Below are 26617 nucleotides of genomic sequence, written 5' to 3' on the forward strand. Positions count from 1 at the left end.
CGAGGCGCTGCAGTGCGGCAACACGCTGCGCCGGCCGGCCGATGTGCACTGGACCGGTGATCCGGTGGGTCGGCTGGAGCGGCAGCGTGACGGTGGCGGGGTCGCTGGCCCTGCACCGGCTGGCGGTGCTGATGTAGGTGACCGAGTCCCTCCACGCTCCGCCTACGTGGAGTGCCGCTACGCCAGCCCAGACGGGCACCATCCGCCATGTTGAGCGGCGCACTGGCAACACCGCGATAGCCCGGCCCCGGAGTCGGTCACGCCGCGACCGCCTGAGGGACCCAGGCGGCTGCTGGGGAACGGGGCGCCGAGCAGGTAACCGAGCTGCGCCGCGGCCCGGCATCCGTGCTGGGTCAGAGGCGGCGTACCCGCCCGGCGATCAGGTGTCCGGCCAGCAGATAGATCGCGGCAGGCAGACCGTAGTTGAGGGCGACGCGCAGCCCTTCGGTGTCCATGGTGAAGATGTCCCGCGCCCACCAGGCGAGCCAGTCCGCCACGCCCTTCACGAACTGGACGAAGACGTTGCCCTGGTTCGCTTCCAGCAGGTAGAGCAGGATCCACAGCCCCAAGAACGCGGCGGCAATATCGGCAATCGTATGGATGATCAGGGCTGTCCGCTTTGCGGGGGTGCCGGCCCGGCCGCTGCTGTACGGATCATCTAGGGGCAAGGATTCGCGTCTGTGGCTCATTGGAGTCGCAATCTGACGTACGCAGCGCCTCGACAGTGGGGAAGAGTGATCACGGCCAGGGCGGCCACCCCCCACAGGAGTCACCCTGGCCGTGATCGCACACGGGGCGACCAACGCGCCCGTATGCAGTTCTGCGCCGCAGCATGCTGCCGCGTTACCCGGCCAAGCGATACATCCCATATGCGCGGACATATGCACTCTTCCAGGCGCCTGATGGTGCGGGTGTGACACTCGACCAACCGGTGGCGCAGTAGAAAGCAGCCGACTGGTCATCGGCACGCGGATCCGACGGCTCCCCCCGTGCCGGCGGATCTGCCACCCGGCGCGGGCGGCGCTCTACCTCTACGGCCCCGCCCGCGCCGGCCTCACCCCCGCCCCATGAGCCATTGACAGTGCGCGTTCCGCTCGGACCGTGTGCTTCGAACCGCGTGCTCCGACGCGGGAAAGAGCGGTCCGTACGTTGCCTTCCGCACGGACCGCTCGCGGCCGGATCGATGTAGGTCACCTGTCGCTGGTGACGGTGACCGGGTCGTCGTTCTTCAGCTCGTCCACGAGCTGCTTGACCTTGGCCCTGTCCCACTGGAGGTTGCCGCCGACGCTGCCGGAGACCGGCATGTTCATGGACTTGCCCTCGCCGCTGTTGACGTCCTTCATGGCGAAGAACATCTTGGCCAGCAGGTAGGGGTTCATGTCCTTGTCGACGACGAGGGTGTCCAGGCCCGCGCTCATGACCGGGAAGAGCGTGAACGGGTTGAGGAGGGTGCCGGGCGTGGCCACCTGGCTCGCGAGCGTCGAGAGGAACTTCTGCTGGTTCTTGGTGCGGTCCAGGTCGCTGCCGGCGAAGGCGTGCCGGGTGCGGACGTACGCCAACGCTTGGGCACCGTTGAGGGTCTGTGTGCCGGCCTTGAAGTCGGCTCCTGACCATTTGTCCGTGAAGCCCTTGTCGAGGTTCATCTCGACGCCGCCCATGGCGTCGACGATGTCGGCGAAGCCGGTGAAGCCGATCTCGGCGTAGTGGTCGATGTGCAGCCCGGTGTTGTACTCGACCGTGCGGACCAGCAGCTGCGGACCGTCGAAGGCGTAGGAGGCGTTGAGCTTGTTCGCGCCCATCGCGGGCCTGATCTTGCCGGACTCGGAACCGCGGAACTGCGGGATGGTCACGTTCGAGTCGCGCGGCAGGGAGATCAGCGTCGGGCCGTTGGAGCCGACGTGCAGGATCATCATCGAGTCGGTCCGCTGGCCCGCCTCCGCGCTGCCGCCGGTGTGCAGGCTCTTGCGCCGGGCCGCCGACATGCCCTTGCGGCTGTCCGAGCCGACGATCAGGTAGTTGGTGCCCTCGCCCTCGGCCGGGCGGTCGATGACCTTGCTGAGGTCGACCTCCTTGCGCAGCTTGGAGTCCGCCCAGAAGTATGTACCGGCCAACACCACGAGCAGGACGACGAGCACGGATATCAGAATCCGCTTGGCCTTTCCGCCCCGGCGTGGGGACGGCCCGGCTTCGTACGGCCCGCCGCCTCCCGGCAGGTGCGGCGCTGAGTGGCGCTGGCCGGGAAGGACACGGGCGGAATTCGGATGAGGCGCGGCATTTCCGCGCTCATATCGGTCCTGGAAGTCGGCGTACCTGCCGTCGGGCCTCTGATTCATGCCCGGCAGTGTGCATTCTCCGGCTCCCCCGAACGCAAATCGAGGAGGGGAATCCGGGAAGAATGTTTCACACCTGATGCACAGCGCCTGGGGGAACCGCCACCAATGTCCTGCCAAACATGCAAGGGGGCGAATGAACGGGCAGTCGCGGCCGATTACCATAATTCGGGCACGTCGAATTGATCACCACGTGTCGAATTGATCACCGCGTCACGCCCCGCGGGCGCGGAATGAGCGTGCGGATTCTGGCTCGGGAGAGCGGGGTTTGTCGCGCGACGGAAGGCTCGTATCGGTATGCGCGACGGGAGGTGCGCATCGGGATGCGCATTGGGGCGGAATTTTCAGTGCACCGCGCATCGTTCGCCGGCAGACACGACTCCACGTTCGACGGCAACGATCGGCACGCACCCTCTTCGCCCCGTAGCACGGTGAAACCGGCGCGCTGGGCGCCGAGGGGGTGGTTCGCGCTCAGGGGACACTGGCAGCCCGCGCCCCCTGAGCTCGGCGGATGCCCCGTCAGAGGCGGCGCAGCCAGGCAGCTGCGCCGTGGCCGACCGCGAGGTAAATCAGCGCGGGCAGGGCGTAGTTGAAGAAGACACGCAGCCCTTCCACGTCCATGATGAAGATGTCCTGCGACCAGCCGGCAAGCCAGCTGGCCACACCGTGCACGAAGTCGACAAAGACATTCGCCTGATTTGCGTCGAGCAGATACAGCAGGATCCACAGCCCGAGAAATACCGCGGCGACATCCGCGATGCTGTGAATGATCAAGGCCATTCGGCGCCTGTCGATGCCTCCGCGATTGCCGCTCGAAGTCCTTCTGCCGTGGTACGCCGCGTTCGGAACGTCGCCGTACGGTGCGGCCGGGGCGGAGTTGTAGGGAGGGGGTGAATTTCTGGGGCGCGGGGCATGCGCTCCGTCAGCAGGCGGCAGCGGGGCCGTATCACCGACATCCGGCGCGTTTGATCCGCCGCGGTAGGGAGGGTTTGGTCTGGAGTCGTATGGGCGATTTTGCGGTATGCCGCCATTGGGGTAGGTCACGCCCCTGCGCATTGCCCACTGAACGCTTCCGAAACTCCCTTCACCGCTATTTCACATCGACGTTCTCGGACCGCCACTTCGCAATCGAGGGGCCAATGGCGCGGGCGGCCCGTCAGGGACCGCCCGCGCCGCGCACGGCAACTCAAGGCGGGGGGACCGCAGACATCAAGGCACCGCACGGCCGATAATGATCGGCGCTACCCCCTGCGGCGCGCCGGGCGGATGTGTCACACCCGGCCGGTTGCCTCGCCGCAGACGCCTCAACGCCACGGACGGAGTCTCGGTGGAGACGACGGCCGCGGTGGTAGCGGCGGCAGTCAACGATGCCGTTACGCCCCGGCACCCCGACCTGCGCGCATGCCGCGCGACCCGGGCTTCGCTCCGGTCATCCGTGACGCTTGGCCGTCACGGTGAACTTGCCTCGGATGCCGTCGCCGACCATGCCCGGCTTGCAGGCGGTGGTGTACGTGCCGGCTTTGGGCACCTTCACGGTCATCGTGCGGAACGTGCCGGGGCCGATGCCCTCGACCTCGCTGACCACCTTGCCGTCCGGGCTGTAGAGGTAGAACTCGGTGATCTTGCTGCCTTCATTGGTGACCTTGAAGGCGATGGGCCCGGCGGCCGCGGTCTTCCGGGACAGCTCGCAGGCGTCATCGCCGGCCCGGACGTTGATCGTTCCCGATTTCCCATCGCCGCCCCCACCGCTCTTCTCCGCGCAGGCGGTCAGCAGGGCGAGGGGGCAGCCGACGGCAAGCAGGGCCATGGCGACAGGCCGGTTCGGGCGAGAGGTCATGACGGACTCCTGGGTCGATACGTCGTAAGGCGGGGACGGACGGGAACGGACGGGAACGGAATTGCGCGCGGCGCGGCGAGTGGCAGCAGGTTGTCCGGATATCGAGCAACCTCGCTGCCGTCCGATTCGTCGCCAGATGCACCTTGGCGCCTGCTGACGGAGTTTCATCTTCGGTAAGGGCAGAGAAAATCCCTCACTTGTGCCCGAATTGCCACGAGCGTTCACATTACGAGACGGGTTGACGGCGGACAGTGAAGTCTTTAGGTTCGCCTTACCTTACCTCCGATGGAAGGATTCCGGCCATGCCCAAGTCCTCGCTGCGTACGCTCTCGCTCGCGATACCGCTCGCCCTCGCCCTGACGGCCTGCGGCGGCGCAGACGCCGACAAGACGGAGAACACCTCCGCCAAGGGCCCGGCGAAGGAGACCGCACCGGCCGGCGTGGCACACCAACACACCATCCTGGACGCGGAGATCAAGGCCAAGGGCGGCGAGACCCGCGCCGGCGACTACCGCGTGGGCTACATCGTCGAGGCGGCCGAACCGTGGTTCCACGCCGAGCACGGAGAGCACGGGAAGCTGATCCACCGGGAGCCGACCAAGGGCGAGACCCACCACATCGAGATCATTCCGATGGAGGCCAAGACCGGCCGCATCGTCCCGGATGTCCCCATCCGCCTCGAAGTCCTCGACGGCAAGGGCAAGGTCGTCCAGGCGCAGAAACTGAACTTCTACTACGCCGAGTTCTTCCACTACGCCAACAACTTCTCGATCCCCAAGGAAGGCAAGTACACCCTGCGGGCCACGCTGGAGCGGCCGACGTTCCTGCGCCACGGCGCGAGCGGTGAGCAGCCCCCGCTGGGCGAGAAGGCCACCGCCACCTTCCGCAACGTGACGCTCAAGCCAGGGGCCTGACCCGTGTCCCCGACGTCCAACAGAGCTCTGCCCGTTCCGGTCACCCGGGCCACCCGGGTGCCGGGGTGGGCAGCGCCCGCCGAAAGCGGCAACGACAGCGCCCACCCGCCCACACCGCCCTGGGCACTTGCCGCGCTGGGTGTCCTGAGTACCGCCGCTCTGATGGCCGCCTGCTGGGCGGCCGCCCACCTGCACGCCGACCCACCGCTGCAGACCGCGGCCCGCTTTCTGCATCTCGTGGCACTGATCGTCGGGCTGGGCGCCGTGCTCGCCGTCGACTGGTTCGGCGTCCTGTGGATGCTCGGACGACGCCGGCTGACCGACGTTCTCCAAACCGCCTGCACCCTGCAGGTCCCCATCTGGGCCGGGCTGGCCGGGCTGGTCGTCACCGGCTCGTTCCTCGGCCCGAACCTGGCGGCACCGCTGACCCTGTTCAAGCTCGGGCTCGTACTGGCCATCACCCTCAACGGCCTCTACGCCCACTGGCTCGGCCAGCGCCTCCACCAGCACAAAGCCACCGAGGTCCCGCGCCGCCTGCGCATCCAGGCCGGCGCCGCAACGGCCATCAGCCAGCTCGGCTGGTGGGGCGCCAGCGTGGTCGGCTACCTGAACAGCCACTCCTGACCGACGGCAGCGACACGACCGACCGGAACACACACCAGACGAACCCGTACCAGTCGAACGCGTCCTAGGGGGCCGTGTGTTCGCGAACTACCTGATCGGACTGCGTGAGGGCCTCGAAGCCAGCCTCGTCGTCTGCATCCTCGTCGCCTACCTCGTCAAGACCGACAACCGCAGCAAACTCCCGCCGATCTGGCTCGGCGTGGCCATCGCCGTCGCCCTGAGCCTGGCCGTCGGCGCGGTGCTGCAATTCGGCTCCTCCCAACTGACCTTCGAGGCACAGGAGGCGCTCGGCGGCGGCCTGTCCATCGTGGCCGTCGCCCTGGTCACCTGGATGGTCTTCTGGATGCGCCGCACCGCCCGGCACCTCAAGGCCGAACTGCAGGGCAAGCTCAACGAGGCCCTGGCCATCGGCACCGGCGCCCTGGTCGCCACCGCATTCCTCGCGGTCGGCCGCGAGGGCCTGGAGACGGCGCTGTTCATATGGTCCGCCGTCCAGGCGACCGGCGACGGCGCGCGGCCAGTGCTCGGCGCCGCCCTCGGACTGCTCACGGCCGTCATGCTCGGCTGGCTCTTCTACCGCGGCGCGCTGCGCATCAACCTGGCGAAGTTCTTCACCTGGACCGGCGCCCTGCTGGTCATCGTGGCAGCGGGCGTCCTCGCCTACGGCATCCACGACCTGCAAGAGGCGGAGCTCCTCCCCGGCCTGGACCACCGGCTCTTCGACATCAGCGCGACCGTCCCTCCCGACAGCTGGTACGGCACCCTGCTCAAGGGCATCTTCAACTTCCAGCCCAACCCCAGCGTCCTCCAGGCCACCATCTGGGCGCTCTACCTGGCACCCGTCCTGTTCTGGTTCCTGCGCCCGCAGCCCGCCAAGGAGGCGCCGGCCCCGGCGTAATACGTCGCCGGATGCCGATGTCCGGTCGCGGAGGTTCGGTCCCGGCTGTCGCGGTGCAGCGGCAATGGAGCGCTTGGCGTAGTCCTCGCAGATCGCGGTGGTGTGCGCCAGGCGGGTCCGGGATCGGATCATGGTTGACGACCGGCTGAACGCGAACCCTCGCGTCGACGAGGCGCACCATCGCGTATTGCCGCCCAGGTTCAAATACCTGGTGACGGAAATGGTCGCCGAAGCGACCGGAGGACCGCAGCGATACACGGGTCGCACGATGAAAGACGCCCATCGCGACATGCTGATTACCGGGGACGAATGGGAGGCTTTCATCGACGACCTCCACCAGACAGCAGCGAGCGTGCCTGACAAATGACGAAGGGCCCGTACGACATCGAGTCGCACGGGCCCCATCGCCGGCTATCCGCTCAACAGTCAACTACCCACTCAGTACAGCCCCTTGTAGCCCTGCCAACCCGTCGCGATCTGCGTACGAGCGCTGAACGACCCCTTGCCGTCACCGCTGTTGCGGTAGACATTGCCGCTGGTGTCGCGGGTGACGAGGTCCGTCTTGCCGTCGCCCGTGATGTCTCCGACACCCACGATGGCGTTGTACGAGGAGCCCCAGTTGGTGAAGACCACGACCCGGCTCTTGAACTGCCCGTCCGCCGTGCCGTCATAGCGGTACAGCGTGCCGTCCGTGTGGCGGGCCAGCAGGTCGCCGTAGCCGTCGCCGTTCAGGTCACCGGCCCCGATGAGATGGGTGTAGGCCGTCCATGCCGTGCGGATCTTCGTGCGTGCCTTGAATCCGCCCGCGCCGTTGTCCGCGTAGAGGTAGACATCCCCGGTGGAGGACTGACGGGCGATCAGGTCGGTGCGGCCGTCCCCGGTGAGGTCACCGGGCGCGGTCAGCACGTTGTACTGGTCCCAGCCCGTGCCGAGGACCGCGTAGGAGCTCGACGGGGTGTAGCCGCCGCCTGCACATTTGCCTGTGTAGCGGCGGAGTTCGCCGCCGGGCATCCGGACCAGCAGGTCATTGCAGCGGTCCTCGCCCAGGTCGCCGAACGGGACCGCGACCGTGCCGGTCGGCCAGCCGCTGCCCGACGCCTTGGTGTCGAAGGCGCCCATGCCGTTGCCGTAGTGCGTGGTCAGGTAGCCGGAGGAGCTGAGCGTCATCAGGTCGCCGGCGCCGCCGTTGAGGTCGTGGAAGCCGCGCATGCCACCGGTGAGGCCGAAGGTGCCGGTCAGCGACAGGTCGGCGCCGGAGCCGTCGGCGGGAGCCGCGGTCAGCTGCCAGGTGTAGGTGCCGTCGACCGCCCATCTGCCGGCGTCCGTACGGCCGTCCCAAGTGGCCTTGAGGGCCGCGGCGCTGGGTGCCGCGTCGAGCGTACGCACGGTCTTGCCCGTGCGGTCCTTGATGGTGACCTTGGCGCCGGTGGCGGGCTTGGAGAGCTGCCACGCCGCCTGCCACGCCGGGTCGGTGGCGGACTTGACGTTCACCGACGTGTCGACCCGCGACTCGATCTTCGCGAGCGCGGAGGTGGGCACGCCGGAACCGAGGATCTGGAGATCCTTCCTGTTGTCCGCGAGGAAGGCGATGCCGCTGCCGAAGCGGTCCGCGTCGAGGTACTTCCCGTTGGCCCACTCCGGCGTCTGGGCCAGGGTCGTGGTCGAGCCCCCGATGGGCGTCACCAGCAGCCGCTGGTTGTCGGTGTCGTGGGTGAGGACGTAGCCGTCGCCGAGCGTGCCCTCGTAGGAGCCGCCCACCTGCTCCTTGGTCACCCGGTCGTACACACCGTGGCCGCCCGAGATGTTCAGCTTGCAGTCCCAGGACACCCAGCGGCCGACGGCCTGCACGTCCACCGGGACGCAGTCGTTGCCGGTCTGCACGGTCTCGGTCGCGCCGCTCTTCAGGTCGAGGGAGGTGAGTGTGCCCGCGGTGTCCCCGGCCGTCCACAGCTTGGTGCCCCATACGGCGGCTCCGCCGCGGCCCTTGTGGGTCCGGATGACCTTGGCGCCGCCCGAAGCCTCAAGGTCGACCACGTACTGGACGTCGCTGTCCTGGCGCTGGCGGTTCCCGAAGACCACATAGCGGCCGGAGGCGGAGGTCACCCAGGTGCGGACGTCCGCCGGCAGCTGCTCGCCGGTCGCCGGGTCCGCCGGCTGCACCACCGTCTTCTTGCCGCCGGGAGCCACCACCTCCAGTGCGAAGCGGCCGTCGTCGCCCTTGGCCGTCAGCGCGTACCGGCCGTCGCCGGTGCCGGTGACGTAGGCAGCGTAGAACTCCTTCTGGGCGTCCCCGGTGGCCTGCGGATCGGGTTGTGCCAGCAACGAGCGGTCGCCGGCCGATGGTGTGCTGCTGAGGGTGATGTCCCGCCGGTAGAGGGAGGCGAGGTAGTTGCTGTCCCGCTCCGTGGTCACCAGCTGCCCCGCGGTCAGCGAAACCTCGTCCACCGCCGCGCGCTTGGCCGCCACATCCCGCAACTTGGTCAGCGCGAGACTGCCGTCGGCGGCGGCCGTCACCTTGCGCACGGCCCAGTCCTGCGCCGAGTCGCCACCGGTGACGATGACGCCGCCGCCCGGGACCTGGGCCATCTCCGCCTGCGCATGCGGCAGCAGCGTCGTCGCCTCGCCGCCGGAAAGCGGTACGGCCTTGAGCGGCTCGCCCCGCCGCTGAAGCAGGTCGCCGTCCTTCTGCTGGACGTCCCAGGTCGTCAGCAGCGAGTCGCCCACGAGCGCGATACGCGCGGTGCCCTCGCCGCCCGACGGCAGCGTCACCTTGGTGTCCGGACCGTCCAGCGCGTCCCGGCTGAGCACCCGCACGGTGGTGTTGCCGCCCTCGGGCGAGTACCAGGCGAGGCGCGAATCGGAGAACACCACGCGGGCCCCGGCCCCTCCGGTCGCACCCGGCAGGACGGGCCGTACGCTCCCCGACTCCAGGTCCAGCAGGCCGATGCCATGGGTCCCGTCGGGCGTCGCGTACCAGATCGCCACCGACCGGGTGTCGCCGCCGAGCACCGTGTCGTACCGCTCCACCCAGCCGTTCAGCCCGGTGACCGGGGTGTCGGACAGCCCGTCGGCCGTCTTCCGCAGAATGTGCAGACCGTTGATCTCTCCGTTCGCATCGCGGGTGGCGGTGAGCACGGCGTCGCCGAAACTGCCCTTGAAGATCTGTCCGGCGGGCAGGGTCAGGCTGGTGGACGTGCCCGCCTTCATGTCCTTGAGCGTCACGCGGTCCGTGAAGGAGGCGCTGACGACGTCGGAAGCGGTGGCGGTGACGGTGTCCGAGGAGGAGCCCGCGAAGGTGCTGGTTCCGTCGTACGGGGTCCACTGGTAGTCGCTCAACGCGGCGGCCGAGGCCAGCTCGCGCCGCTCCAGGACCCCCGTGGTACCGGCCCCGTAGACCGGGTTGCCGGTCGGCGCGTAACGGTCGGGCGCCGGGATGGTCAGCGGCTGCGTCTCGGCCTGCGCCTGGGAAAGAAGAAACGATGCGCCGCCGGCCGCGAGACCAAGCGCAACGGTCGCGGCGATTCCGCCGCGTATGAGGGTACGTCTATGACCTGGTTTGTGGCGTGCAGCCACGTCATACCTCCAGCTGAAGGGAGAACGAGGGCGGCTATGCATCGCGGAATGGGGGTCGTCGCGGCGCCAGCCTCTCGAAAGCTGACGGAAGATAACACGGCCTGACCAGCGAAGTCGACGCTGGTCGCGACAACGCCCTGATGTGTCACCAACGGGCGGTGTTGGATGCTTTGGGCCGCATGTGTGGCGTCGTACTCAAGGCCATGACAAGGGGCGATGAGAGTGGTCATGCGTGCAGCACGTCATAGGGGTTGTTCGTGTTCGTCGCGTTCGCCCATTCCGGACGCACGATCTGTGACCAGACTGATTTCGGCCCGCACGAACGCAGCGCTGCTCGGGGCCGCTGCCAGTCTCGATGCTCTGTCGCCCCCTACGTGAGGCAGTGACCACATCGTCTCCACGCGACACGCGTTGCATCGCCGTGCGTCGCTTGGAGTGGGTTTTCGCGCCTGATCCCCTCCCAGACCCCCTCATCTGGTTCCCTCACCCAGCCCCAGCCCGCCTCTTGGTGGCTCTTGTAGGGATGGTGGTTGCACTTGCCGGGCAGGTGCGCCACGCCGTGGGGAGATATAAGGATCATGGCGTACGGCGGCGGTGCCGTTCTGGGGCGAACCCCCAACTCCTCTTCAGGAGTTGTGGCGTTGACAGACCTCGAAGCATCCATGGCATAGATCCTTCCAGCAAGCTCCGACAGTCAGGACAGCTGTTCTTCACGTACGTCCCTGGATAGTGCTTCGCATGCGCACAGCAGGCCGTCGGCAAGGTCCCGCGGAATGGCAGCCACGCCGAGCAGCGCCGCGGATCTTGCCACGGTCGCGCCCCGCTCCAGCACCGTGCCCCCTGCTTGCCCTAACGAGCGGTAAATCACGGTCAATACTGGTGCCCTCTGGACCTCCCCGCCGACCCTATAGCCCACGTTTCCGCAGGTCAGCACCTCAATGGCGGTCACAACCCCCATTGATTCCCAAGCTCAGAGCGCGGGTTCGATTCCCGTCACCCGCTCCAGTCGAGGCAGGGCCGCAAGCAATGTGCCACTGCAACGCAGCGAGCGCCCCTTTTAGCCTCGCACGAGCCATCGCGGCGCCCGGGCTCTGGGAGAAATCCGGGAGATGATCTTCTCTCGGAGGCCCGCCAAGACCGCATCACACCAACCCGCACCAAGCCTCTGACCAGCACAGATACCCGTCCACACTGGCCAGGCCCTTGTCCGAACCCCATTCGGGACGAAGAGGTCGTGGGTTCAAATCCCGCCACCCCGACTGAAGGAACCCTGTTTTGGGAGCCATTTGGGAGCAAACTGGGTGTGATCTTCGGGACCCGGCTCCCGGGCCGCTCCCCGGGAGTGGCGTGCCACTTCTCCCAGCGCTGTGTACGCCTCGCGCCCCGAATGAGTCACTGCACGGCTTATGCCGAGGACACCTGAAACGATACGACGATCGCCATGCACCCTTGGTCTCCGTTAAATGACCGGCAGCTCGCACTCCTCACCCGCATTGGGGGCAGAACCGAGCCCGTCACTTCTGACAGCCCCAAGCTCGCCGTCACGGCTCGCGCGCTCAGGGACTGGGGCCTGGTGACCATGCCCAGGAAGAAAGGGAGGTGGCAGGCGGAGATCACCGACGCGGGTCGCTTCTACCTGGAGCATGGTCACCATCCCGACCGTCCGGAGCCGGCTCCACGCAAGCCTCGCGCTGCAGCGTCTGAAGCCGAGGTACTGGTTGCCGCTGGTCCTGAGCAGGATGCCGATCCCCCGACCGAGACGAAGTCCGCGCCGAAGCGTGCCGTGAAACCCCCGCGCCCGTCACCAGCGACTGTAGGGGCCCCACTCATCGCGCAGGTGCGGGAGGCCGGACGATTCCTTCGGATCCCGGACCCCAGCGCCGAGGAGCGGGCTCGATATCGCAGGGCGTTCGACGCGGCACGGCAGTGCGCTCCGGAGGGGTACCACCTGAAGTACAGCGGGCGGGCGACGGGCGACTTCTTTCTCGGCCTGCTCCGGGTGACCGGTGAGGACGACACCGAGTGGAACCGGATCCGCCTGGCGCGCAGCCGTGTGATCACCGACGTCAAGGACGCGCTCGCTGCGGTCACCAAAGACCACAGCGCCTTCGAGATCTCCGAAGAGGTCCTGCCAAGGCTGCTCGTGCTGCTCCGGCTGCTCGCCGATCAGGCACTCGCGCGGTACGGCGAGATCGCGGTGGCCAAGAAGCGCAAGCAGCCGAGGCCGCTGCTCACCGTCCACGGCAGGACGTACGAGATCGGCTTCCGTGAGCGGCAGAAGCAGGTCCGGTACGTCCCCAAGCAGCCGGGCTGACGCACGTACGACTGGCAGCGGGTCACGCCGGCCCACAAGTTCGAGCCGTCCAGCGAACTGGAGCTGCTGGTCAGCGAGAACTCGGGTTACAGCTACAACTACGGCTGGAAGAAGGAATGGGCCGACACGGCCAAGAAGCCGTTGGAGGAGCAGATCGCGTCAATCTTCAGGGCGTTGAAGGCGCGTGCTGAGGAGCAGGAGCGGGCCCGGCGGGAACGAGAGGCGGAGCAGCGGCGTCTGCGAGAGGAGCGGGAGCGCCAGGAGGCCGAGCGCCGGCGGCTGGCGGCGGAGCGGGAGGAGCGCCAGCGGCGGGAGTGGGAGGCCGTCGTCAGTGCGGCTTCAATCAAGGCGGTTCACATGGTACGGGCCGAGCACTTCGGCACGGCCCTTGAGCAGTGGCGGTCCGCGGGTGAGATCCGGGCGTTCTGTGCCGCGTTGGATGAAGTCGCCGCCACATCGGAAGATGCCCTCGAAGTCGAGAGGCTGCGTGAGTGGTCGGCTTGGGGGAACACGGAGGCCGATCGGCTCGACCCCACCACGGACGGCCAGGTCCTGGCCGCCCGCGACTTCCACGCGAAGCCGACGAAGAAGCAACTGCGACCGTTCCTCGACGGCTGGCACCCCGACCGGCCGGAGAAGGAGAAGCCACCGGCGCAGCCAGCGCCTCCCAAGCCAGAGCCGGACCCGTGGCGTGGCGTCATCGACGCATATCAGGATCAAGGGTGGCGATGTGGAAGCCAAGGTCGCGCTCAATGGTGGAGGAGATGACACCGTGACCTCGGTCGCGTAGGGCTTTGACCGCCTTCTCGACGAGTTCCCCGAGCCTGATGACCTCGGCGCGCAGGGCGACCAACTCGTCGTAGCGGTCGGCCTTGTCTTCGCCGCACCAGGCCCGGACGGTTCGCAGGACAGCTGCCTCCGCGTCCAGCTTCCGGTCGTCCCGCCGACTATAGGAGTACCAAATGGGCTGGGCACGCTCCTGCTCGATGTCCTGCAGCTTGCGGTGCACCTCGGGAAGGATCTCGTCGGCGAGGCGGCCGGCCACTGGGCGGGCGACGCGCTCGGTGACCGGCCACCCGGCCAGGCACATGCCGTGGCGGTTCTCGTAGACCATGGCGTCGCTGCGGAGTTCGGCTGCGTCCATGCCGATGAGCGGTGCTGTCTCATCGAGGCGGCTTAGCTCCATAACCCCAGAGTCGGCCACCGTCCGGCGCAGGCGCAGCCTGTTCTTCGGACGGACGAAGCCGAGGATCATACGGGCAGCCTCGAAATCCGTGCTGCCCCGGACGTGGCGAGAGGACTCCGCCAGCGCCAACTCCGCCGCGTCGTCCGCGCGTAACGTATCGACATCCGCCCACGATGCTACGAGAGAGCCGGTACTGACCCACTCCTGTAGCCCAGCGGCATCGCCTTCGAGAAACCGCACATGGATCCAGCCAGACCTGCCCGGGCCGCCCACTCGAACGACCTCCACCCGTCGAACCTCGCTACCCAGATCCTTCGGCCTCGCGCGGTAGGCCCAGTGTTCACCAATCTCCATGCGCCTATTGAGCCAGGTCGGTTGGGCACGCCACTGAGCATTCGCCTCAACTGCCAGAGCGAGCTGACCGCTGGTTGACGCTGCCCCAGCGAGGCATCGGTGCTCGACAATCACACATGACTCCCTGCATGCACAACGGAGTTCGCCGAGTACACGCACTCGCGAGGTCGAGCTCATCACCAGACGGACGTCAAGCGCCGCCCGCCGAATGCTCGGCCAGTCCGAGCATGAGGCGTCTACGCATGCCAGAAGCGACGTGGGCCCAGCGTGCCGAGATGCCAGCGCAGCACTCAGCGTCGAGATCTGGTCCCCACAGTGCTGCAAACTAAAGTTCCCAGATGATCACGTTTCAGCTGAGTTGCCTGACACGGCTGAGCGTTCTCAGTGGCCTTGACCGCGGTTATGTGGAGGATCGGCTTGACGAGGTACGCGCCGCCGATGCATTGGACGTATCCATCAAGGGAGCTTGACCACCAGGTGTGCTCGACAGCAGCGAGGTCCGCAAGCCGCTGGAGTGGGACGACTACCGAGGACGGGGAGTTAGGCGCGTCGTTCACTCGGCGTGGAGCGGTTGGTGGTGCGGGGGCGTATCCCCGAGTTCAGGCGGGTGATCGCTGCTGTCCCCGATGTGGGAGACGTGCCATCGACACGAGCCTTGCCCGACTGGACTGCTGGCCCTGACAACGCGCCCCTGCGTACCGCAATCCGTGTTGGTGAGTTCGTCCTGAGAGGAGCTTCGTACGAACTCGACGACGGCGGAACCGTTCCCGTGGATGGCTTGCTGATCAACACAGAAAGGGTTTCGAGGACTTTGTCGCTGTATCGCTCCGGGAAGCGCTCGGTCCGTACTCCGGATATGTGATCACCGATGGCGGCCGCCACTTCGTCGACGAGGCGCACCGGATCCGCCTGCTCCCCGATGTCGTTTGGTGTCGTGGTGACGGCACAGCTGCCGGGGTGGCCGACGCGAAGTACAAGGCAGACTCGGTGCGCGTCTTCCTGAAGGCTGACCTCTACCAGATGGCGTCGTACTGCCTCGGTCTGGGACTCGACCGCGGGCACCTCATCTACGCTACGGGGGAGAGACCAGCCCTAGGTCAGGTCCGGCACTCTGGCATTGAGCTCATCCAGCACGCCGTGCCGCTGGCTGCTGAGCCACCCGCAGTACTTACCGCCATGTCACGAATCGCCGCCGCACTCGCTAATGAATACCCCGTGATGCGGGGCCCGCGGTGGGACGAGGAGCCGGAGCGCTCTGCTCTTCCGGCTTGGTTGTCGGTTCCCGGAGGACGCCGGCCTTCGCTGAGATGTCGCGCAGGAGCGCGTCCCGCAGGGTGTGCAGCGTCGCGATCTTGGCGACCAGGAGTCGCGCCATGGCGTGCAGGGGATCGGCCATCGTGTGGAAGTCGGTGCGCGTGAACTGGTCCGGCCAGGTGACCTCCAGGCGCTTGAGGCCACCGGCGGAGATTTCCCTGCCGTTCTGGCCCTGCGCCAGCCGCGTGATGTCGTTTCTCCGGCTCCTGAGTTCGTGGAGGAGCCACCAGCCGTCCTCGTCCTCATTAGGTCGTACGGCCACGACGCCTCTGAGAGGTGTTGCTGGTCGGCTCGGCACAGCGATGTGTGCGCCGTCGGAACGGGTGCTCAGCATCAAGGTGCCGGGCGGATGTGCGTCGCCCTCGTTCGCTGGATTGCTCAGACGGAACCTCTGGACGTGGGGCACGGGGAGGTCGTAGAGATCTTTGGGGGCGATTACATCGGTTACATCGGTGGTGGGTTCTGTGGGCAACGGGAGAAGCGAGCGTTCGGAACCTCTGCCCGTCTTCGGTTTGGCGACTTTCGCGAGCGGTCGTGTCTCCCACGGTGGAATCGTCGACGCCCAGTCGTCATGGAGTGCGTCGGCCAGTTCCACAGCCTTGCGCGCGGCCTCTTGGTAGAGGGCGGTCATCTCCTCGATGAGGCCGAAGGCCCGATGGTACGCGGTGATGACGTCTGGCGGGGGCAGCGGAAACGGCATGCGGCGGAGGGTGTCAAGGCTGATGGTGGGCTCGACATGTGCCGTCACGTCCTCGTCGATGCGTGCTTTCGCCGTGGGTGTCTGTAGCCAGATATGCAGCCACCGCACTATGTGCGGCTCAGCGCGGATGATGCCGATCGACCTGGTCGCCGTACATCCCGCGTGCTCGGCAGTGACCAGCGCGGAATCGCCCACCCGCCGGACGAGTACGACGGCCAGGTCGCCCTCCCTGAGGGTTGACCGGCTGGGCGCGGAATTGCCCGGCCGACACTCCTTGGTCCTGGGCGAGAGGATCCTGCCGTCCTGGACGAACGTCGAGCTGACGACTCCTGCGGCGTGATCGGCAGCCGCTTCGTCGAGGAAACCGGAGGTGGTGTAGATGTCCCGGTGGAGCCGCTCGATTTCGATGGAGGTCGTCTGCCAAGCCGCTCTACCCGAGGCGACCTGGTCGGCATTGGCTTCCATCAGATCTCCTCCAAGACGTCCAGCAGTCGGAGTTCCAGGTCGCGCATCTGGTGGAACTGATCGGCCAGTTCGAGCTTGAGCTGCTCGACCCGGCTCCGTGTGTCTCGTTCAGGGCTGGGAGGCTCCACGGCGTACGAGGTCGGCATCAGGCTGGACTCGCGGTCGGCGATCTCCTCGATGGGGCAGCTTCGGGACCAGCCGGCTGCGTCGTTGTACGGGGCGGCCGCAGCACCGTTCTCGGAGAGGCCACGCCAGGCCGCCAGAGTGGTCAGAATCAATGCCGTGTTCTTGTCGCCCAGCCTCCGTGCTCTCGACTCCGGGACCGGTTCGAAGGCTCGCCGCGCGTTGACGAAAAGCACCTGCCGGCGACGGTCCAGGACACCCCAGCCGGGGCGCGCGCTCTTGTCCCTGTTGAGCACCCACAGACAGGCGGGGGCTTTGGTGTGACCGAACACGCGAGGTGGCAGAGCGATCACGCACTCGACTAGATCGTCACGCAGGAGGCGTTCGCGGAGCCTTCGGGTGACGGGTTGTCTGCTGTTGGCCACGCTGTCGGCCATCAGGAAGACGGCACGTCCGGCCGGAGCCAGCGCGTGCGCGATGTGCTGAATCCACGCGGAGTTGGCGGACCCTCGAGACGGCGGTTCCTCCGGCCATCGGGTATCGACAGGGAGCGGGGGACCCGACCGGCGGGCGCCCTTCTCCGTCTTGTCCTCCGGCGCCCAGTCGCGCTGGTTGAAGGGAAGGTTGGCCAGGATAATGTCGTGGGGCTCGGGTTCGGGCTCCGCGAGGCTGTCCCCGGGCGGGAAGACGTGAGCCGTGATCCCCCGCACCGCGAAGTTCATGCGGGCCACCTGCGAGGTGTGGGCGTGCTGTTCCTTTCCATGCAAGGACATGGCCGGGTTCAGCTCGACGCGTTCGCGGACATAGCGGTGACTCTCGACGAGCAGTCCCCCTGAACCGCAAACCGGGTCCAGCACTCTGTGCCCGTCACGGGGGACGGCCGCACCGACCATCAGACGCGCCATGTCACCCGGTGTGAAGTAGTGGCTGCCGTCTGCCTGGTCCGCCGAGAGATCACGCAGGCACTGGTCTAGCAGGGGCCCGACCCGCTGGGTGGAGCCGATGGCCTGGACGAGAGCGTGTAGTGGTCCTTCGGAACCAGGGGGCGGAGCGGGCATCAGGCTTCTCGTGCCCACGTCGGCGCCCTGTCCGTCGACTGCGGCAAGCCAGTGGCTCAGACACTTGATCACGGCAGCGCGGATACCCGAACCGCGCCCTGCTGGCTGACCCAGCAACCACGACCATGTCGGTACGCCGGTGCCGGGAGCGGCGTGCGCGGTCCGGCTCAGGTACAGCAGCCCAATGACGAGGCGAGTCGCGTCGTGGGCGTTCATCAGCCGCGAGAGGTGCGTGCGGTGTCGGCGCACCTTCGCGAACACCTCGTCGAGCGAGGAGGCACCCTCGGCCTGCACGTGCCCTCCAAGGGCACCCATGTCGCTCACGAGCCCACCACACCCAGGGCGCCCATGACCACGAAAAGCAGCGTCAGGGAGCCGGCGAAGGTCAATGCCCCGGTCTTGAAGGCCGCCGTGGGACGCCCTCCCTCGACGATGGTCACGACGCTGCCGACCAGAGCGGCGACAAGGGCCGCGAGGACCGCGATGATCACGTACATCAGCCTCAACTGCACGTGGTTCCTTCCTGAGGTCGGGGGATCTCCCAGTGGACGAAGTGAGCGGTGATCCCTGGCTTCAGGAAGGACAGTAGAAGACGCAGGCTGCGCGCTGCTGGGTGCACGCCGTTTGGGATTTCTCTAGGCGCGCGCCCGGAGTTCAAGCACTGTCGTCGAGTGCACGTTGTTTGGGGTTCAAGGCAGCGAGTCGGCGCGGGGGTGTGTCCGGGCCTTGGACTCACGATCCGAATGGGTAGGCGAAAAGGCTTTGACCAGATCAGTGGACGCTCTGCGCAGGTACTGCGTCCAGGACACCTCGATGATGTCGTCCCATGAACACCAAGGCGGCCTGGTGCGAGCCGGATCTCGTCTGCGCCGCCTACGCCGCGTCAGCTACCTCCGTCGCATCCGCAATCTGAAGCAGCCGGGCCAACTCTTCCCGCCCGCGCCTGATCAAATCGAACGCCACCGCCGGGTCCGTGTCCGGCGGCAGGGGGGTATCGGTGAAGACATCCGTAAGGGTGTACCGGCCGAGCAACCACCGCTGCAGTGCGCGCCAGTCGGCACCCCGGTCAAGCGGTAGGCCGTCCGCCCACGGCAATGCCTCGTACCGGGTGCCGTCGATGTCGTTGGCGTGGAGTAGTCCGGAGCGGCGCACGAGACACGGGAAGCAGACGCCGCAGTTGGCGATGGGAGGGCCGCCGCTTCGGCGGGTTGGAGGCTTGCCGCAGCTCAGGGTGGACTCCAGGTCGGACGGGGTGAGCCCCGCGTCACGTCCGGCCTTGCACACCTCACCTTTCGTGAGCTGCGCCAAGGGGTTGACCACCTGCACCGCGCTCTCCGTGTCACTCACGGCTGTCAACAAGGCGTTCAGACTACCCAGCGTCCGCGGGTGCACGGAACGCGTGGAGCAAGCGGCCGAGCGTGCCGGTGTCAGGGGCGGATTGAGAGCGAGCTGGCCGTTCTCGGGGATGTGGACAGTACTCACCCCGTGCGCGGTGGCGGCGCGGATCGCGCCCGCCGCGTACAGCAGACCACGTGTGCGGGAGGAGGTCTCCAGCCGTGCCCCCGAGCCGTCGCCCATCGGGGTCTGGCTCATCGGTAACAGCAGCACCGGCCGTGCTCCGCCCAGTCGTTCGACGGCTTTGTAAACCCGCTGTTGGAGACGCAGCAGGCCGATCTCGCGGAACATCACGAGCAGCAGCGGTCGAGCGTCGTCAGCGCGCGAACGAGTGGCGGCCCAGCTGAGGGAATCCAGTCCACCGGAGAACAACGCGACTTCCGAGGCACGCGGGTCGCCCGGAGAGACGAGCGCCTCCTCGACGTAGTGACCGGTGAGAGGCCGGAAGTCCACATTCCATAGGTCCCCAGTGAGGACTTGGAGGAGCGCGGTGAGGTGAGTACGTACAGCTGCGCTTCCCCAACGCTCGTGTTCCGTGACGGGTACGGCGAGGCTGATGCGGCGGGTCCACCGGTCCCATACTCCGGTCCGGCGTACGTACTTGTCGGCGATAAACGCGGCCCTGGCGATGCGAAAAAGATCCTCGGCCCAGTCGGGAACAGGACCGGGCAGATGGTGCCGGCCGGTTATGCGGCGCTCCCTTTCCTGGAAGGCTTCCTCGCCGATCTCCGTCCAGCGGTCGCTACGAGGTCGGTCGCTCCGGGTGCCGCGCCACCACAGGAAGTCGTCGGAATCTGTCACGCCGAAGCTCCCTCTTCTCCGGTGATCTCCTCGGTGATCAGGCCAAGCACCTTTCCGACCGCCCGCGGTACCAACAACTCGGCGATCTCGGGCAGTGCGGCCGACGGATCCTGCACAGCGTCCACCACCGACTGCGCGGTATCCACAGCCTGTGCAAGGCCCGTCGCTTCGGCGGACTCCTCACAGGGATTCGGCACCAGGTCCACCACTTTCTCAGCAACCCAGTCGGCGATCCTGCCTTCCGGATCGGACGCTATGAGCACCGGGACCGCCAGCTTGACGTGCTCGGCGACAACGGACCTGAGGAACTCCCCCACCATGTCGGCGAAGAACACCTGGTAGAGATCGCACAGGATGTCCCAGCTGAAGCCGCCGCCGGCGGTGCCTCCGTCCATGGCGTCGTCCAGCTCGGGATGCCTGCTCCGGACATCGCGGACCGCCGCGGCCATCCCCCTGCGCACCGCGGCATCGGCAAGTGTGCCGCCGCCCCCACCTACCTCCGAGACGAGACGCGCGACGAGCGCGGCCTCCGACTCCGCGCCCTCTGCGGCCAGCGCCCCCAGGGCTCCGGCGAGCCGTTCACCGGCCGCACAGGCTGTGTCGTACAACCCGAAAGCCGATCGATCGAAACGGAGCGTCTCGTGCAGCGCGCTCAGGTGATCCGCCGCGATCTCCTCCAGCCGCTGATCCGCGTTGCGCGAGTCATCCCGCCAGCGCGCCAGCCGCCTCCTAGCGGAACTCCACCGATCGCCGTTCGGCCCCTTCCATCGCGTGGATGTCCCCACATCGCCCCCAACGATGGTGCCCCAACCTGCACTTCGTCCATGGCATCAGACCGGACGATCCCCAGGTAGGGCGGGACTCGGCCAGGGCCCCGCGGACCAGCCATGTGCTGAAACAGCCAGGGCTATCACTTCCCGTGACGCCTACACCTAGAGGCGTGAGGAGCCGTAGCGCTGAGTCACAGACACCCGCACAAGTCCCGGTACGGGGCAGGTCACGACCTGGCAAGATTGGCCCTTGCGTCGTGTGTCCTGTTGTTCATGCCCTCTGCGGAGCACCGGGCCAACTCGGCGAGGCTCAGTGGAGGGTCAGTCTTGCCGACGGCTCGAGAGGGGCTCACTGACGGCGTATCAAATCAGCAACCTCCGAACTGTCTGCGCCAGACAACATCAGTCGCCTGAAGGCCGCTTGCGATCCAAGTCCGGTTACAAGTCGTCATCCGGCACACGGGCAACCGGGTAGGAGGCTGCCACGCCAGCATGCTTCTGCGGTCGCGCACGAGAACACGGTGCAGCGGAGGGTGAAGCTCATGGCCAAGCTCACAGCAGGGCAGAAGCGACAGGAAGCCGCCAACGTGTGCGCTCGGCTCTCGATGCCGAAGCTGATGACCGGCGGCGCCGTGAGCGGAATGAAGGTGGAAGCGAGAAGGCACGCGCCTCAGCTGGGCGGAATACATGGCCGGTGAGCCCTGCCGGGTTGCGGAGAGCCTATGCAAGATGGGCTGGGGGACGGGTATCCCCTCATGAAGCTTTCCGAGTCGGAGAGGCATGAGTACGAGGAAGCCGACCGGAGATTCCGCGAGCGACACGCCAACTGCCAGGGTGGTCGGTGGAGCATCAGCGGTTCTCGGGTGACGCATTGCCGTTTCTGTTGCCCACCACCGCCGGTAGGGCCGAAGCAGATGGAGAGGCTCGCCAGGCTGTTTGTGCCTGGCCCTTACAGGTGGAACACAAGGACCTCGATAGCAGGAACCTCACTCTCCGTTGCGACCATTCAACATCGCGATAACTCCTACGTTTCCACCCGCGTCGTCGACTGCCCAGAATGCGAAGAACGTCGAGGAGTAGTGAGCAGTGAGCGGTAGGGCCCGCATGTCGCGACGACCAGACCATCCGAGCGCGCGGCAGCCGATCGAGGGCGACTCGCCCGGGAACTGACAGCCGCCGAGGCGTCTGCCCCGTCCACAGATAGCGCGACGGCAACCCAACGGCACATTGCCGAGCTCCAGACAGAGCTCGGCAATGAGTCTTGATGAGACGAAGCGCACTCGGCGACGCCGGGGCCTTCCCCCGGCCTCGCTTGCAATGGGTTACCGGCAGGAAGCCCTCGTGTATCGAGGCGTCAGGGCTTGGCGGCTTTCGATGTCGACGCGGTGCCTTCTCTGAGTCGGTCTCGACAGCCCGGTGATCACCACATGCGCGTACGGCAGTGCCAGCTTGGTGTCAGCGCACGGAACGGAGGTAGCGCTGCACGGTTCGTCTGGAGCAACCTAGCACTTGCGCGACGTCGTTGATCCGCCATCCGTCTCGGCCCAGGCGGATGGCCATGAGAGCTCGGTCCGGCAGGGACGTTGCAGTCTTGGCAAGTCGGAGCATTGCCGCGATGCGGTCGCGATCTGCGGGGCCGAGGCCGCCGTACCAACCGTGACGGGCTTCCGGGTCCTCCGCCCGCAGCGCCAGGGCTAGGCACTCCAAGCGGCCCCTGCAGCCGACGCATACGGCCAAGAGGCCCTCGGCGGGACGCTCCCCGTCCTCGGGATGGTAGAGACTCACGTCCACGTCCCTGCAAGCCGCGCGGACTGAGTCCCGGCGCTGAGACGACTGGATCAGATCGCGAAGCTCCTGTTCGCGGCCGACGAGAAAGTGCAGGCTGTCCATCGAGTGCTCCAGCCCGTGGCCATGTCTGGTCCACTGTGAATAGCCAGGGTGAGCTGGGAACTGCCCGGCGCACCCACTTGATGTCTTCCGGGTCACGCCCGGTGTGACGGCAAGAGGTAGCGGATCGTGGTTTCGGCCCCGAGGCGTACCGGCTTCCCGAGCACAAGCCCGGAAAGCCGGCGTTGCCGCCCTCGCCCTGGTCGGGGGGTGGGCCTCCCCGTTTATCCGCGTCGCGATTCCCGGCGCGCGGCCGGTCTTCCATACCTATCCGGAGAACTCCGGGGGCACGAGCGATTCAAGCGACCTCGTCCTGAGGCGGCGTGTCTTCGTCGGTCGACTGACCGTCGAACTCATCGTCCGATTCCTCGCCTTCCTCGTCGTCACGGTCCGCGTCGAGGCCGTACGGGTCCTCGGCGATAATCCCGTGTCGCTGGACACTCCGCTGTTGCCAGACGGGCAGCTTGAATAGGACGTCCTGCAGGACGTGCCGCCACGCCTCACAGTCGGCTCGGTCGGCGCCCAGTGAATCGATAGCGCGGGTCCCGTCATCGGCCCTGACCGCCTCCACGACCTTGACCGCGCCTTCGACAGCCTGGATCGAAGTAGCCAGGTCATGCAGGGCATTCCCGAGAATCTCAGCCGCGTTCCGGGGAGCCGGTGTAGGTGATGGGCCTTCGCCAGCGGGTGGGAAGGTGCGACGGAGGTCCGCGTCGGTGACGAGGATGTCGCGGCCGTCGTCGTTCTGAGTGACCCGTCCTGTCTCGTCTACCTTGCGGGTCCTACGACCCGCCGCAGAGTCGAGGAGCGTCTGCTTCAGCTGATGCACACCGTGCTGGGTACTACGCATGCGGTCGATGACCTCGCCTGGGTGCCGACGGTCAGGTTGATCGTTGTTGTTCGTGCCACGGTCACCCGTGAGTTGGCCGTTGATAACCAGCGGATAGGCGCTTCGGGCCGCAAGTTCCCGGGTCGCCGCGTTTGGTTCCCCCTTTGTCACCTCCTCAAGCGCGGCTTTGGCCAGCTCCTCCGTCCCACGAAACGTGGCCTCCCAGTCCTTGGCCAGCTCGCCCGGGAACGCCGACTTCAGGTACTTCCGCATCCGTTCCCGCCTACGGGAGTCCTCTTCCGAAACCGAGCGCATAACCAGAGAGGAAGCCACGTCGAGCAGCAGCTTGGTGGTGATGTTCTTGCGGGTGCTCTGGCCGGTGATAGCAACCCGCACAGCAGCATGGATCGGCTGATCACGCTCGGCGAAGAGCCTGACGATCGCCGCCGCCCGCACGGACGGGTCGTCGTTAAATCCGGCGGCCTTCGCCTGCTCGGGGGTGAGAGCACCACGTAGCCAGTCGGCCTTGGCGGGAGTGATCAGTTTTCGCCGCTCGATCTCGTCCACCACGGCGTCGGCGAGAGCCTCGTTCTCCGCGGCTTCACCCCACGGCTTGGGGGAGTCGACGTGCCGGAGTGCGACCAACGACTTCACGGCGACGCCGAAGTCAGCGGTGGTGCCTTCATGCGGCTCGAACCCGACGAGCAGCAGCGCCGGAAGCCGTTCGCAGAGCACGGTGACTGCCACCTCCGGGTCAACCTGTGCCGGATCGCCCGCGGTCGTGATCGCCTCGTTGAGCTTTCGGATGTGAGAGCGCAGCTTCGCCGTGTCCCGGAGGTAGGGAACGTCGGCGGACCTGAGGTCGAGCAGGTCGTGGGCGCACGTCACGCGGCTCGATCCCTCAACCGTGACCGGAACCGTTACCCCGGGTGTGCTGTCCTCGTGCTGAAAGGCCGTCGCGGCCAGCCACACCTCTGTCATCACTCCCTGGTGCCGGAGGGACTCGCGCCAGTCGTTGTGGTCGAGCACGTACTCCTTGGACAGTTGTGCCGCCCACGCGAGGTGTTCCTGGTTCGCGAGCCTCTGCACGAGTTCCGGGCGACTCCCAGACGCTGCGATGGGCTCGGCCAACGGACGGAAGCGCGTGCTCTCGCCAGTACCGATCAGGTTCGAGGCCGGGTGCCGGCGCGACGGACCGATCCGCGGGTTTCGCGGGTCTGGGATGATATAGCGCGCCCATACGTCAGCCCGGATGGCCAGGATCACGCCGCCGGGCACCCGCAGCCGCTCCGGGGACTCTGCCGCCCGGCGGGCGGCAGCTGGGTCGACAACAGCCTGCGCGAGGGCCAATGCAGCAGGCTCACCCATGGTGAAGTGTTCGATGAGTTTGTCGGCAAGCTTCCGTCCTGCGGCCGCCAATGCAGGCAGGGGCAGCGCTTCAACAGGGCGGGGCAGCACGGTCTCGGCCGCGCCGGATGACGGCTCCATCAGGTGTTCTCCGATCTTCGTCCCGGTTGTCCATCCAGGCACGCACCTGGACGCCGTGGTCGTCCAAGGAGATCGGTCACGCTGTTTCCCGTTCTCCCCCTCGGCTCGCCCGGGCAAGACCCGATGTGTCCGAGACGGCATCAGCACGCTCGACCGCACTTCCGAGACGTACCGGCTTCGGCTGCCGGCGTTGCCGCCCACCGCCAACATGGCGAAGGTGAGGAGCTTGAGTCCGCTGATGTGACTGCCCGAAAAACGCTAGCAGCATGGGTGACATGCCCTCAGGATCCTGTGGTTTCCTACCGGTTGGCCGCGTAACTGTGCTAAGCGGCGTTCCGGGGAACAGGGCTTCCTTGCCGCGGTTCATGACGACAACAAGGTTTCGCCGCGTGGTGTGGCCTTCTGGACCCCACCGGCCCGGATGCCTTTGACCAATCGGCGCGGCCGAGCGACCCGGGCAGCTTCATAAGCCGATCAGAGCGGCGGGTCAGACGGACTCGACGGCCGTCGGCTGATGCCCTGCTGGGAGCCATCTCGGAGCCGACCCGCTCCCAAGCCCCTCCCACACCACCCGAGACCATCCCACCCCAACGCCCTGACCCGGTAAAACACCAAACACTGTCCGGTGTCGATCTTGACCGAACCCCATTCGGGACGAAGAGGTCGTGGGTTCAAATCCCGCCACCCCGACTGAGAAGTAGCAGGCGAGCCCCACCTAGGAACGTTCCTAGGTGGGGCTCACTCGTTGTGTGTGACTGCCGCGTGACGTTGGAGGCCTCAGCCCTGGTGGATGAGCGCGGGGCCGCCGAGTGTCCGCATGTCGTAGGGGTGGAGCCAGGGGCCGCGGGTGCCGGATTCGAGCGCGTCGATCGCTGTCAGGGCGTCGGATGCGTTCTTGCAGTGCGGGTGCTGCGCGGCAAAGGCCGCGATGCGGGTGCGCAGGGTGGGCAGCCAGGCGGCGACGAGTTGCGGGTCGCCGTCGTACCACCAGGTGAACTTGAGCTCCTCCCAGAGGAGTTCGGTGGCCCAGCCGAAGGCGAGGCGGACCATGCCGGCGTCCGCTTCGGGGCCGGTGAGGCCGGCGAGGTGGTCCAGCCACGGCTCCAGGGCATCCGTCGCGTGAGCGATTCCCTCGATCAGAGCGGTGATCTCCCAGTACGGCCGGCGGTCGGTCACGGCGAGGTGGAGCAGCGCCCGGAAGGCCCGCTCGACCGCGGCGCGCTCGGCCACGGGCCAGTCCGCGAGCCGGGCGCCGTGGCGGCCGAGGCGCCCCATCACATCCGACGGGTCGGTGTCGTCCCCGTCCGGTCCCCAGCGGCGCAGCGCACGAGGGATGAAGCGGCGCCACAGGACGGAGTACTGGTCCTCGTCCCAGTGGCCGGCGACCTCGTGCATGAAGTGGCGAAGGAGATCGTCAGGCACCTCGGCAGGGTCGCCGCCGAGAACTCGCAGCTCCGCTTCCGGAGTGCAGTTCGTGCACCCGTAGACGGGGCCGTCGAGCACAGGTGGTGAGGCGAAGACCTCGTCCACCTCGGCGAGCGCGTCGCGCCACAGCGTGTAGGTGGCGAGTGCGGCGGGTTCGGACATGCGGGACCTACCGGGGGACTCCGCGCGGCCGATACCGGCGAAGAGCGTGACGCTACCAGCAGGCCGGTCGATGGGCGGGGCCAGGGCATGTCCGGAGCCGGCCGGAAACACACCACGCCGTTCGGCGCCGGTCCCTCCCCTGTGGGGACCGGTGCCGAACGGCGCGGGCG

20 protein-coding genes and 1 pseudogene are annotated in these 26617 nt (G+C 67.2%); 7 read left to right on the plus strand and 14 right to left on the minus strand.

Features of this window, described 5'->3' with window-relative positions:
• Window positions 1–353: 353 nt before the first annotated feature.
• The 4 genes from FCH28_RS38405 to FCH28_RS33895 form a co-directional block, all read right to left on the minus strand.
• On the minus strand, window positions 354–689 hold the full coding sequence (locus FCH28_RS38405; protein ID WP_169314322.1) for a hypothetical protein: 336 nt from the start codon (window positions 687–689) through the stop codon (window positions 354–356).
• Between the two features lie 501 nt (window positions 690–1190).
• Entirely contained in the window at window positions 1191–2333 is a 1143-nt protein-coding gene (locus FCH28_RS33885; protein ID WP_169314323.1) for an LCP family protein, read from the minus strand.
• A 516-nt stretch (window positions 2334–2849) separates the two neighbouring features.
• Complete coding sequence (locus tag FCH28_RS33890) at window positions 2850–3125, minus strand: hypothetical protein (RefSeq protein ID WP_246103458.1); 276 nt, start codon at window positions 3123–3125, stop codon at window positions 2850–2852.
• 634 nt (window positions 3126–3759) lie between these two features.
• Complete coding sequence (locus FCH28_RS33895) at window positions 3760–4167, minus strand: cupredoxin domain-containing protein (RefSeq protein ID WP_222852475.1); 408 nt, start codon at window positions 4165–4167, stop codon at window positions 3760–3762.
• Window positions 4168–4469: 302 nt separating this feature from the next.
• Between FCH28_RS33895 and FCH28_RS33900 the strand changes: the two genes are divergently transcribed.
• The 4 genes from FCH28_RS33900 to FCH28_RS33915 all read left to right on the plus strand — a co-directional run bounded on the left by FCH28_RS33900 (window position 4470) and on the right by FCH28_RS33915 (window position 6970).
• Window positions 4470–5081 carry an iron transporter gene (locus FCH28_RS33900; RefSeq protein ID WP_136744050.1) on the plus strand — a complete coding sequence of 204 codons (612 nt, stop codon included), beginning with the start codon at window positions 4470–4472 and terminating at the stop codon, window positions 5079–5081.
• Window positions 5082–5084: 3 nt separating this feature from the next.
• Window positions 5085–5705 (plus strand): hypothetical protein, encoded by a 621-nt coding sequence (locus FCH28_RS33905; protein ID WP_136744051.1) that lies wholly within the window; start codon window positions 5085–5087, stop codon window positions 5703–5705.
• Between the two features lie 76 nt (window positions 5706–5781).
• Entirely contained in the window at window positions 5782–6603 is an 822-nt protein-coding gene (gene efeU / locus FCH28_RS33910; protein ID WP_136744052.1) for an iron uptake transporter permease EfeU, read from the plus strand.
• A gap of 130 nt (window positions 6604–6733) precedes the next feature.
• Window positions 6734–6970 (plus strand): globin family protein, encoded by a 237-nt coding sequence (locus tag FCH28_RS33915; RefSeq protein WP_136744053.1) that lies wholly within the window; start codon window positions 6734–6736, stop codon window positions 6968–6970.
• A gap of 71 nt (window positions 6971–7041) precedes the next feature.
• Here the strand turns inward: FCH28_RS33915 and FCH28_RS33920 are convergent, their stop codons facing one another.
• Window positions 7042–10176, minus strand: a complete 3135-nt coding sequence (locus FCH28_RS33920) for an FG-GAP-like repeat-containing protein (RefSeq protein WP_136744054.1) — start codon at window positions 10174–10176, stop codon at window positions 7042–7044.
• A gap of 1837 nt (window positions 10177–12013) precedes the next feature.
• On the opposite strand from FCH28_RS33920, the gene FCH28_RS39555 reads away from it, so the two are divergent.
• The gene (locus FCH28_RS39555) at window positions 12014–12490 is read left to right on the plus strand and encodes a hypothetical protein (RefSeq protein WP_246103449.1); all 477 of its coding nucleotides are present in this window, start codon (window positions 12014–12016) and stop codon (window positions 12488–12490) included.
• A 141-nt stretch (window positions 12491–12631) separates the two neighbouring features.
• A complete protein-coding gene (locus tag FCH28_RS39560; RefSeq protein WP_246103450.1) occupies window positions 12632–13258 on the plus strand; it encodes a hypothetical protein in 627 nt (208 codons plus the stop codon).
• Here the strand turns inward: FCH28_RS39560 and FCH28_RS33930 are convergent.
• Window positions 13188–14030, minus strand: a complete 843-nt coding sequence (locus FCH28_RS33930; protein ID WP_136744055.1) for a PE-PGRS family protein — start codon at window positions 14028–14030, stop codon at window positions 13188–13190. The genes FCH28_RS39560 and FCH28_RS33930 overlap by 71 nt on opposite strands.
• Window positions 14031–14843: 813 nt before the next feature.
• Here FCH28_RS33930 and FCH28_RS40165 point away from each other — a divergent pair.
• Window positions 14844–15092 (plus strand): annotated as a pseudogene (locus tag FCH28_RS40165) (5-methylcytosine restriction system specificity protein McrC); the annotation flags it as partial.
• 139 nt (window positions 15093–15231) lie between these two features.
• Here the strand turns inward: FCH28_RS40165 and FCH28_RS33940 are convergent.
• The 8 genes from FCH28_RS33940 to FCH28_RS33975 form a co-directional block, all read right to left on the minus strand.
• A complete protein-coding gene (locus FCH28_RS33940; RefSeq protein ID WP_136744056.1) occupies window positions 15232–16509 on the minus strand; it encodes a restriction endonuclease subunit S in 1278 nt (425 codons plus the stop codon).
• On the minus strand, window positions 16509–18005 hold the full coding sequence (locus FCH28_RS33945) for an N-6 DNA methylase (protein ID WP_246103459.1): 1497 nt from the start codon (window positions 18003–18005) through the stop codon (window positions 16509–16511). Before FCH28_RS33945 ends, FCH28_RS33940 begins: the two co-directional genes overlap by 1 nt.
• Window positions 18006–18010: 5 nt before the next feature.
• On the minus strand, window positions 18011–18202 hold the full coding sequence (locus FCH28_RS33950) for a hypothetical protein (protein WP_136744057.1): 192 nt from the start codon (window positions 18200–18202) through the stop codon (window positions 18011–18013).
• Between the two features lie 361 nt (window positions 18203–18563).
• Window positions 18564–19886, minus strand: coding sequence for a 7-cyano-7-deazaguanine synthase (locus FCH28_RS33955; protein ID WP_136744058.1), 1323 nt, complete (start codon window positions 19884–19886; stop codon window positions 18564–18566).
• Entirely contained in the window at window positions 19883–20671 is a 789-nt protein-coding gene (locus FCH28_RS33960) for a hypothetical protein (protein ID WP_136744059.1), read from the minus strand. The genes FCH28_RS33955 and FCH28_RS33960 overlap by 4 nt, the downstream gene beginning before the upstream one ends.
• A gap of 1440 nt (window positions 20672–22111) precedes the next feature.
• The gene (locus FCH28_RS40170; protein WP_136744098.1) at window positions 22112–22546 is read right to left on the minus strand and encodes a WhiB family transcriptional regulator; all 435 of its coding nucleotides are present in this window, start codon (window positions 22544–22546) and stop codon (window positions 22112–22114) included.
• Window positions 22547–22841: 295 nt separating this feature from the next.
• On the minus strand, window positions 22842–24860 hold the full coding sequence (locus FCH28_RS33970; protein ID WP_136744060.1) for a hypothetical protein: 2019 nt from the start codon (window positions 24858–24860) through the stop codon (window positions 22842–22844).
• 777 nt (window positions 24861–25637) lie between these two features.
• Window positions 25638–26447, minus strand: coding sequence for a DUF3987 domain-containing protein (locus FCH28_RS33975; RefSeq protein WP_136744061.1), 810 nt, complete (start codon window positions 26445–26447; stop codon window positions 25638–25640).
• Window positions 26448–26617: the final 170 nt, after the last annotated feature.

It is taken from the genome of Streptomyces piniterrae, from assembly GCF_005048155.1.
In the GTDB taxonomy this organism is placed as follows: Bacteria; Actinomycetota; Actinomycetes; order Streptomycetales; family Streptomycetaceae; genus Streptomyces; species Streptomyces piniterrae.